Origin of the sequence: Anaeromyxobacter oryzisoli, assembly GCF_022690765.1 — a bacterium.
Classification (GTDB): Bacteria; Myxococcota; Myxococcia; order Myxococcales; family Anaeromyxobacteraceae; genus Anaeromyxobacter; species Anaeromyxobacter oryzisoli.
Map to the genome: position 1 here is coordinate 23,692 of NZ_JALCZA010000050.1, position 9,553 is coordinate 33,244.

A 9,553-nucleotide genomic window follows, 5' to 3' on the forward strand; every position below is an offset into this window, starting at 1 on the left:
GCCCCCGCTCGACGGCGTCGAGCGGAGCGCGGCCCTCGTGACACGGTTGGAACGGCATGGTCGGACGACGCCCCTGCCCGCCTACGGGCGCTTCGCCTCGTAGGCGGCGATGCTCGCCTCCTGGTCGAGGAGGAAGCCGAGCTCGTCCACCCCGTTCAGCAGGCAGTACTTGGAGAACGCGTCGATGGGGAACTTCGCGCTCGAGCCGTCGGGCAGCCCGACCGTCTGCGCCGCGACGTCGATCCGGACCTGGGCCCCCGGGGCCGCGAGGAGCTTCCGCACGCTCTCCGGGTCGAGGACGACGGGCAGGAGCCCGTTCTTGAGCGCGTTGTTCCGGAAGATGTCCGCGATCCGGGTGGAGACCACGGCCTGGAAGCCGTAGTCCACGAGGGCCCACGGCGCGTGCTCGCGGGACGAGCCGCAGCCGAAGTTGTCGCCCGCCACGAGGACGCGGCAGCCCGCGGCCTCGGGCCGGTTCAGGACGAAGTCGGGCTTCGGCGCGCCGCCCGCCTCGTACCGCCAGTCGCAGAAGAGGACCTTCCCGAGCCCCTTCTTGTCGGTGACCTTGAGGAACCGGGCCGGGATGATCTGGTCCGTGTCCACGTTCTCCCGGGGGAGGACGACGGTCTTCGTCTCGATGAACTTGATCGGCTCCATCACCGGCCCTCCAGCACGCGGCGCGGATCGGCGACGGCGCCCGCCACGGCCGCCGCGGCCGCGGTGAGCGGGCTCGCGAGGAGCGTGCGGCCGCCGGGGCCCTGGCGCCCCTCGAAGTTGCGGTTGGACGTGGACACGCTGTACTGGCCGGGCTCGAGGCGATCGCCGTTCATGGCGATGCACATCGAGCAGCCCGGCTCGCGCCACTCGGCGCCGGCGTCGCGGACGATCCGGTCGATCCCCTCGGCCTCCGCGGCGCGCTTCACCGCGTGCGACCCCGGGACGACCAGCGTCCGGATCCGGACGCGGCGCCCCTTCAGCACCCGCGCCGCCTCGCGCATGTCCTCGAGCCGGCCGTTGGTGCACGAGCCGATGAAGACCACGTCCACCTTCTGGCCGGCGATGGGCTTGCCCGGCGTGAGCGCCATGTACCGGAGCGCCGCCTCGAGCGTCGCGCGGACCTGCCGGTCCGCCTCGGCGGCGGGATCGGGGACCTTTCCGGTGACGGCGATCCCCTGCCCCGGGTTCGTGCCGAACGTGATCATCGGCTCGAGCGCGGAGGCGTCGAGGACGATCTCGCGGTCGTAGCGCGCGCCCGGATCCGACGGGAGCTTGCGCCACGCGGCGACGGCCTCCTCCCACGCCGCGCCCTTCGGCGCGCGCGGCCGGCCGGCGAGCCACTGGAACGTCACGTCGTCCGGCGCCACCATCCCGGCGCGGGCGCCCGCCTCGATCGACATGTTGCAGAGGGTCATGCGGCCCTCCATCGAGAGGGCGCGGATCGCCGGGCCGAGGTACTCGATGACGTGGCCGGTGCCGCCGCCCACCCCGAGCTTCGCGACGATCGCGAGGATCAGGTCCTTGGCGGAGAGCCCGGGCCCGAGCGCCCCGTCCACGCGCACCGCGAGCGTCTTCGGGCGCCGCTGCAGCAGGCACTGGGTCGCGAGGACGTGGCCGACCTCCGAGGTGCCGATGCCGAAGGCGAGGGCGCCGAACGCGCCGTGCGTGGCGGTGTGGCTGTCGCCGCACACCACCGTCATGCCCGGCTGCGTCGCGCCCTGCTCCGGCCCGAACACGTGGACGACGCCCTGCGCCGGGTCGCCGAGCCCGTGCAGCTCGACCCCGAAGTCGGCGCAGTTCTTCTCCATCTGCGCGACCTGGGCGGCCGCCATCGCGTCGATGAACGGCCACTTCCCGTCGGCGCCGCGCGGGAGCGTCGGGATCGAGTGATCCATCGTCGCGAGGGTCCGGCCGGTCCGGCGGAGCTTCAGCCCGCGCTCGCGGAGGAGCGTGAACGCCTGCGGGCTGGTCACCTCGTGGACGAGGTGCAGGTCCACGTACAGGACGGCGGGAGTCTCCGGGGTCTCGGGACGGACGACGTGCGCGTCCCAGACCTTCTCGAACAGGGTCTTCGGCTGCATTCTATGGGGTCCCCATCTCGGTGCGGGCCTCGCTCTCCTGCGGCGGGCCGATCTTGAGCGTGATGCGGTTCATGACGTCGAGGAACGCGCGCGCGCTCCCCTCGATGATGTCGGTCGAGAGCGCGCGGCCGCGGTACACGCCGGTCGAGTGCTCGATCTCGATCGTCACCTCACCCTGCGCGTCCTCGCCGTTGGAGACGCTCGCGATCTGGTAGTCGCGCAGCTTCGCCGAGACGCCGGTGACCTTCTCGAGGGCCCGGTAGACCGCGTCCACCGGCCCGTCGCCGGTCGCGGCCGCGAGGAAGCGCTCGCCGGACGCGTCGCGGAGCGCGACGGAGGCGCAGGGGAGCGTCCCGGTGCCGGAGGTCGTCGAGAGCGCCTCGAGCTCCCAGGCCACGCCGTTCTTGCCGAGGATCTGCCCGTGCAGCACGAGCGCCTCGATGTCGGCGTCGTAGATGTCCTTCTTCTTGTCGGCGAGGACCTTGAAGTCCTGGAACACCTTGTCGATCTGCGCCTCCTCGAGCTGATACCCGAGGGCGACCAGCCGCTCCTTCAGGGCGTGCCGGCCCGAGTGCTTCCCGAGGACGAGCGCGCTGCGGGCGAAGCCGACCTCCTCCGGCCGCATGATCTCGTAGGTCTCGCGGTTGGTGAGCATGCCGTGCTGGTGGATGCCCGCCTCGTGGGCGAAGGCGTTCTGCCCGACGATGGCCTTGTTCCGCTGCACCTGGATCCCGGTGACCTGCGCGACGAGCCGGCTCGTGGGGTAGAGGCGCTCGGTCTTCACGCCCGTGCACGCCTTCACCACGTCCCGGCGGGTCCGGATCGCCATCACGACCTCCTCGAGGGAGGCGTTCCCGGCCCGCTCGCCGATGCCGTTGATGGTGCACTCGATCTGGCGCGCGCCCTCCGCGAGCCCCACCAGGCTGTTCGCCACCGCGAGCCCGAGGTCGTTGTGGCAGTGCACCGACATCACGACCTTGTCGATGCCGCGGACGTGCTTCTTGAGGAAGCGGAGCGTCTCCGCGTAGGTGACCGGCAGCGCGTAGCCGACGGTGTCCGGGATGTTCACGGTGGTCGCGCCGGCCTCGATGACCCGCTCCACCACCTCGGCCAGGAACTCGAGCTCGGTGCGGGCGGCGTCCTCGGCGGAGAACTCGATGTCGTCGAAGCGCTCGCGGGCGTACTTCACGCCCTCGACCGACCGCTTGATGATCTCCTCCTTCACCATCTTGAGCTTGAAGTCGCGGTGGATCGGGCTCGTGGCGAGGAAGACGTGGCAGCGGCGGCGCCGGGTGTCCTTCAGGGCCTCCCAGGACGCGTCGATGTCGCCCCGGTTGCAGCGGGCGAGGCTCGCGATGACCGGCCCCTCGATCTGCGCGCCGACCGCGCGGATGGCCTGGAGGTCGCCGGGCGACGCGGCGGCGAAGCCTGCCTCGATCACGTCCACGCCGAGATCGCGGAGCGCGCGGGCGACCTGCAGCTTCTGCTCCAGGTTCATCGAGGCGCCGGGCGACTGCTCGCCGTCCCGGAGAGTGGTGTCGAAGATCACGACACGGTCGAGGGATGCATCGCTCACGGTCCGTTGACCTTTCGTATCAGCGGCGCCTACGTGTCGGCCGCTGTGGGAGCCGGCGATAGTAGCAGAGTCGCCGGTGGATCCAACCGGTGCCAGGGCTGCGGGGGCTTGCTGCGGGGTTCGACGGTTCGTCATCTGACGGCTCCTCGGTTTCCCAGGGGATGGGGCCGAAGGAGTCGTCCGCGTCGAGGCGATCTCTCCGGCCGGTGAGGCGGGAGAGGTCGCGGCGCAGCTACCCGTGCCGGGATACCTCTCCCGCCGGGCTAAGAAGTCGACGCATGGAGCGACCGAACGACATCTTCCGAACAGGCTAGCGAGCCCGGACGACGACGTCAAGCAGGATGGCCATCCCGCTCCGGCGGCCACCGGAGCAGGCGAGCGGGCGGGCTGCCGATCGTCGAGGACGGGCCGTCACCGTGCCCGTCACCGTGCCCGTCACCGTGCCCGTCACCGTGCCCGTCACCGTGCCCGTGACCGTTCCCCGTATCCGTGCCCGCCTCCCGCTTCCCGCATCCCGTGGCCCGTGTCTCCGTCGGGCCACCGGAGGCCGGGCCACGGGCCACGCGAGCCGGTTCACGGGTCACGGAGATGCCGGTGACGGTGACGGGCACGAATCACGGGGCACCGTGCGCGGCGTCTTCGCGATTCCCCGCACGCCGGAAAGGCGCAGCCGCCGGTCCGGGCCGTCACCGTGCCCGTGCCCGTGACCGTTCCCCGTATCCGTGCCCGCCTCCCGCTTCCCGCATCCCGTGGCCCGTGTCTCCGTCGGGCCACCGGAGGCCGGGCCACGGGCCACGCGAGCCGGTTCACGGGTCACGGAGATGCCGGTGACGGTGACGGGCACGAATCACGGGGCACCGTGCGCGGCGTCTTCGCGATTCCCCGCACGCCGAGCGTCGGCGCAGCCCCCGCTAGTACGGCGGCGTCGCTTCCTTCTTGAGCAATTCCCCGAACGCCTCGAGGCTCATCGTCTTGAGGTCCTCGCCGCCGTGACGCCGCGGCGCGACGCCCTTCGCCTCGACCTCCTTCTCGCCGATGACCAGCGTGAAGGGGATCTTCGCGAGCTGGGCGTTGCGGATCTTCGCGCCGAGCTTGTCCGACGAGCCGTCCACCTCGACGCGCCAGCCCTGCGCCTCGAGCCGGGCCTGGACCTCGCGCGCCCAGGCGTCGAAGCGGTCCGAGACGGTGACCACGCGCGCCTGCACCGGCGCGAGCCAGGCGGGGAAGCTGCCGGCGTAGTGCTCGGTGAGGATCGCGATGAACCGCTCGAAGGAGCCGTAGATCGCGCGGTGGATGACGACCGGGCGGTGCTCCTTGTTGTCGTCGCCGACGTAGGAGAGGTCGAACCGCTCCGGCGCGGCGTAGTCGAGCTGGATCGTGCAGGTCTGCCAGGTCCGGCCGAGCGAGTCGGTCACGACGAAGTCGATCTTCGGCCCGTAGAACGCGCCGTCGCCCGGGTTCAGCTCCCAGGGGAGGCCCATCCGGTCGAGCGCCGAGCGCAGCGCGCCCTCCGCGCGATCCCACAGCTCGTCGTTCCCGATCCGGTCCTCGGGCTTCAGCGGCCGGGTCGAGAGCTTCAGCGAGAACTCGAGCCCGAACGCGCCGTAGACGATCTTCATCAGATCGACGATGCGCTGGATCTCGTCGGAGATCTGCGACTCGGCGAGGTAGATGTGCGAGTCGTCCTGGCAGAACTGCCGGACGCGGGTGAGGCCGCCGAGCGAGCCGGAGAGCTCGTTCCGGTGCAGCACGTCCACCGTGAAGTACCGGAGCGGCAGCTCGCGGTAGGAGCGCTTCCCCATCCGGTAGATGAGGTGGTGCGACGGGCAGTTCATCGGCTTCAGGCTCATGCCGAGCCGCTCGTCGAGCGGGAGCGCCGGGTCCGCCTCCTTGTCGAAGACGAGGAACATGTTCTCGCGGTACACGCCCCAGTGCCCGCTCTGCTCCCAGAGCTTCTTGTTGAAGAGCAGCGGCGTCTTCACCTCGAGGTAGCCGTTCTTCGTCACGAGGCGGCGCATCGCGTCCTCGAGGACGTTGTAGAGCGTCGTCCCGTGAGGCAGCCAGAACGCGGCGCCCGGCGCCCACTCGTGGAACGCGAACAGCCCGAGCGCGGGGCCGAGCTTGCGGTGGTCGCGCTTCTTCACCTCCTCGAGCTTCGCGAGGTGCGCGTCGAGCGCCTTCTTGTCGAAGAACGCGGTGCCGTAGATCCGCTGGAGCATCGCGTTCTTCGCGTCGCCCCGCCAGTAGGCGCCGGCGACGTTGAGGAGCTTCACGACGCCGATCCGGCCCGTGGACGGGCCGTGCGGCCCGAGGCAGAAGTCCACCCAGTCGCCGTGCCGGTAGAGCGTGAGGGTCTTCGCGCCCTTCGCGGCGATGTCCTTCACGATCTCGACCTTGTACTTCTCGCCCTTCCCCTCGAAGAGCCGGACCGCCTCGTCGGCGGAGATCTCGGAGCGGACGAACGGCAGGTCGGCCTTGATCGCCTCGTTGGTGGCGCGCTCGATCTTCTCGAGGTCCTCCGGGGTGAAGGGCGTCTCGCGGGCGAAGTCGTAGTAGAAGCCGTCCTCGATCGCCGGGCCGATGGTGACCTGGGTCCCGGGGTAGAGCTTCTGGACCACGCTCGCCATGACGTGGGCGGCGTCGTGGCGCGCGACCTCGAGCGCCTCGGGGCTCTTCGTCGTCACGATCTCGAGCTTCGCGTCGCGATCGAGCGCGCGCGACAGATCGACGGGCGCGCCGTCGAGGCGGGCGAAGTAGGCGGCCTTCGCGAGCCCGGGGCCGATCTGCCCCTTCACGAAGTCGAGGACGGTGGTCCCCTTCGGAGCCTCCTTCTGGCTGCCGTCTGGGAGGGTCACCTTCACGAGGTCGGACATGGTCGATGTGCCTATCTGCGGTCGCAAAAAAAGCCAGCCGGTGGTGGCTGGCCCGCGGGCGGAGCATGTCCGCCGTGGCGGTGTGTCACTCTCGCACGGCCCCGCCGGTGTGAGAAGCCCTTCCACGCCGCGCGCGCCGGGGCGGCGCCCGCGGGCTCCCCTGCTCCGAGACGCGGGAGCCGAAAAAAGAAAGAGGGGCTGACGTTTCCGTCAACCCCTCGGTCTGCTTGTAGGCCCGGTCAGGATTGAACTGACGACCCCCACCGTGTCAAGGTGGTGCTCTACCACTGAGCTACGGGCCTGGCTGTTCCGCACAGGCGAGGCGCGGTTATAGCCAAATCGCGAACGGTGTCAACGGCTCTCTCGCGCGCCGCCCCGCTCCCCCGCCGATCCGCCGTCCTCACCCGGCGCCCGGATGGCGCGGGCGAAGAACAGCGCGTACTGCGCGAACGAGATCGCCACGCACTCCGCGGCGAGGAGCCCCATCGCGGCGACGTAGGGGGCGAGCTCGCGCGGAGAGGTCCCGTACTCCTCCGCCAGCGCGAGCACCACCGTCGCCGCGAGGGCGAAGGTCGCGTACTTCCCGATCCGCGTGGGCGCCACCGGGATCGGGTGGCCGGTGCTCCGGAGCAGCGCCGCGCCGGCGAGCTGGGCGAGGTCCCGCGCGATCTCCAGCGCGGGGAGCCAGATCGGCAGCCGCCCGGTCGCGGCGAGGGCGACCAGCGCGCAGGCGGCGAGGAACTTGTCGGCGATGGGGTCGAGGAACGCGCCGAGGCGGGTGTGCTGGTGGAGCGCCCGGGCCACCAGCCCGTCCAGCACGTCGGTCGCCGCCGCCGCGACGAACGCGGCGAGGGCGCGGAGCCGGTCGCCGTGGACGTAGAGGACGAGGAAGACGGGCGCGAGCAGGATCCGCGACGCCGTCAGGGCGTTCGCGAGGTTGAGCGGCGAGCCGCCCCCGCCCTGGAAGTCGTCGCGCTCGTCGTCCGCGTCGCGCATCCCTCGGGCTCCCCGCGGCGCGTCCCTGCCCCGGCCCGCCGCGTCAGCGGACTCTAACACCCGGCCCCCCGTGCCCGTCACCGTGACCGTGACCGGCTCTTCGTCACCCGTGAGCCGCGTCGCGTGGCCCGTGGCCCGATCCCGTGATCCGACCGGCATCGGCCAGGGGCACGCGTCGGGATGCCGCGGACGCGTACCGCGCGGGTAGCCCCGCCGGGGCCGACGCTACGCGCGGTCGCGCAGCGCCCGCAGCGCCACGAAGCGGGCCACCGCGTCGGGCTCGTCCGGCGCGGCGCGGGCGACGGCGGCGGCCACGCCCGGCGCGTCGAGCCGCAGGAACGGGTTCACCGCGCGTTCGCGGGCCAGGGTCGAGGGGGCCGGCTCGGCGCCGGCGCGGTGGGCCACCTCGACCTCGGCGAGCCGGGTCCGCGCCGCGGCGTTCCCGGGCTCGAGGCCGAGCGCGAACGCGAGGTTGGGGACGGCGTAGTCGTGGCCGGGGTGGATCTCGAGGGCCCCGTCGAGCGGGGCGATCACCTCGAGGAACGTCCGGGCGAGGCGCGCCGGCTCTCCTCCGGAGCGGCAGTTCCCGCATCCGGCCCAGAACAGCGTGTCTCCGGTGAGGAGGCGCCCCTCCCACTCGAGCAGCACCGAGCCGGGCGTGTGGCCGGGGGCGCCGTGGACGCGGAGCCGGAGGCGACCGAGCGCGAGGGCGTCCCGCCCCGCGAGGTCCACGTCCGGCGCGTACCACCGGGCGTCGCCGCCGTGGCCGAGCACCTCGGCGCCGAGCGCCGCCGCGACCCGCGCCGAGCCGCCGGCGTGGTCCGGGTGACCGTGCGTGTGGAGGATCCAGCGGGGCCGGACCCCGTGCGCGGCGGCGAGCGCGAGCGCGACCTCGGGATCGCCCGGATCGACCAGCGCCGCGTCGTCCTCCGCCGCGAGGAGGTAGACGTAGTTGTCGGCGCGGTACCGGCGGCGGGCGAAGATCACAGATCCCGCGGGTAATGACTCAGCCCGATCCGGTTCCCCTCCGGATCCGTGAAATAGATCGTCCAGCGCGTGCGGTGCACCACCTGCACCCCCGCCGCCTCGAGGCGATCCTCCCACCCGCGGCGCTCCGACGGCGCGATCCGGAGCGCGAAGAGGTGAAGCCCGGCGCGGCCGTCGCGCCACGGGCGGCGCTCCAGCGGCTCCTCGGCGCGCTCGAGCGCGAGGAACCCCGCCTGCTCGCCGCTCCCGACCGAGAGCCACACGCTGCGATCGCCGCCGCCCCCCTCGCGCGGCCACCGCTTCAGGACGGCGAGCCCGAGGACCTCGCGGTAGAAGTGCTCGCAGCGATCGAGGTCGGCGCACTGGATGGCGAGGTGGTGGAAGGCGAGCGGCACGGGCGGGAGGCTACCCGCGGCCGCCGCGCTGCGCCAGCTCCCGCCGTGGTAGCCTCGACCGCCGGTGACCTTCCCCCTGTCAGGAAAGCGCCTGCTGATCGCGGTCGAGGACGCCGAGCTCGCCGGCCTGCTCGTCACCGCCGGGGCGCGCCTCGGCGCGGGCGCGTCCCTCGCCGCCGGCGGCCAGGCGGCCGCGGCGGCGCTCCGCGAGGCGCCCGACGTGGCGATCCTCGATCTCCCCTTCCCCGACCTGGGCCCGGCCGAGCTGCTCGCCGCGTGCGGCCGCGCGGCGGTGCCCGCCGTCGTGGTGTCGGGCGTGTTCCGCGGCGCGCGCGGCGCCGAGGCGCTGCGCAGGTTCGGGGCCCGCGAGGTCTTCGAGAAGCCCTTCCCCGTGGACGCGGTGATCGCGGCGGCCGCCCGCCTGGCCGGCGCCGCCGCGCCGCCCGTCGAGGAGGTGGCCGAGGACGCGGTCACCGGGGCCCTCCCGCTCCAGGCCTCCGACGATCCGACCGTCTCGGCCGCCCCGATCCCCGCGCTCGACGATCCGCCGCCCGCGGCCGCCCCCGCGCCGCGGGACGGCCTCGCGGCGCCCCTGCCCGACGTGCCGCGCGGGCCCGCCGTGGAGCGCCCCTCCCCGCCCCCGCCGCG

At 72.8% G+C, this 9,553-nt stretch carries 7 protein-coding genes, 1 tRNA gene and 1 pseudogene; 1 reads left to right on the forward strand and 8 read right to left on the reverse strand.

Features of this window, described 5'->3' with window-relative positions; genetic code table 11:
• Positions 1-81 precede the first annotated feature (81 nt).
• From leuD to MNZ27_RS15620, 8 genes are all read right to left on the reverse strand, one after another.
• Positions 82-657 (reverse strand): 3-isopropylmalate dehydratase small subunit, encoded by a 576-nt coding sequence (leuD, locus tag MNZ27_RS15585; protein WP_242395013.1) that lies wholly within the window; start codon positions 655-657, stop codon positions 82-84.
• Positions 657-2,078 carry a 3-isopropylmalate dehydratase large subunit gene (gene leuC, locus MNZ27_RS15590; RefSeq protein WP_242395014.1) on the reverse strand — a complete coding sequence of 474 codons (1,422 nt, stop codon included), beginning with the start codon at positions 2,076-2,078 and terminating at the stop codon, positions 657-659. The genes leuD and leuC overlap by 1 nt, the downstream gene beginning before the upstream one ends.
• A 1-nt stretch (position 2,079) precedes the next feature.
• Positions 2,080-3,654 carry a 2-isopropylmalate synthase gene (locus tag MNZ27_RS15595; RefSeq protein WP_242395015.1) on the reverse strand — a complete coding sequence of 525 codons (1,575 nt, stop codon included), beginning with the start codon at positions 3,652-3,654 and terminating at the stop codon, positions 2,080-2,082.
• Between the two features lie 911 nt (positions 3,655-4,565).
• Positions 4,566-6,527, reverse strand: a complete 1,962-nt coding sequence (gene thrS / locus MNZ27_RS15600; protein ID WP_242395016.1) for a threonine--tRNA ligase — start codon at positions 6,525-6,527, stop codon at positions 4,566-4,568.
• Between the two features lie 230 nt (positions 6,528-6,757).
• A tRNA-Val gene (locus MNZ27_RS15605) sits at positions 6,758-6,829 on the reverse strand.
• Positions 6,830-6,878: 49 nt separating this feature from the next.
• A complete protein-coding gene (locus MNZ27_RS15610) occupies positions 6,879-7,523 on the reverse strand; it encodes a CDP-alcohol phosphatidyltransferase family protein (protein WP_242395017.1) in 645 nt (214 codons plus the stop codon).
• Positions 7,524-7,748: 225 nt separating this feature from the next.
• On the reverse strand, positions 7,749-8,510 hold the full coding sequence (locus MNZ27_RS15615; protein WP_242395018.1) for a hydroxyacylglutathione hydrolase C-terminal domain-containing protein: 762 nt from the start codon (positions 8,508-8,510) through the stop codon (positions 7,749-7,751).
• Positions 8,507-8,905, reverse strand: coding sequence for a VOC family protein (locus tag MNZ27_RS15620; RefSeq protein ID WP_242395019.1), 399 nt, complete (start codon positions 8,903-8,905; stop codon positions 8,507-8,509). Before MNZ27_RS15620 ends, MNZ27_RS15615 begins: the two co-directional genes overlap by 4 nt.
• Positions 8,906-8,969: 64 nt before the next feature.
• On the opposite strand from MNZ27_RS15620, the pseudogene MNZ27_RS15625 reads away from it, so the two are divergent.
• Positions 8,970-9,553: pseudogene (locus MNZ27_RS15625) on the forward strand (DUF4388 domain-containing protein); the annotation flags it as partial.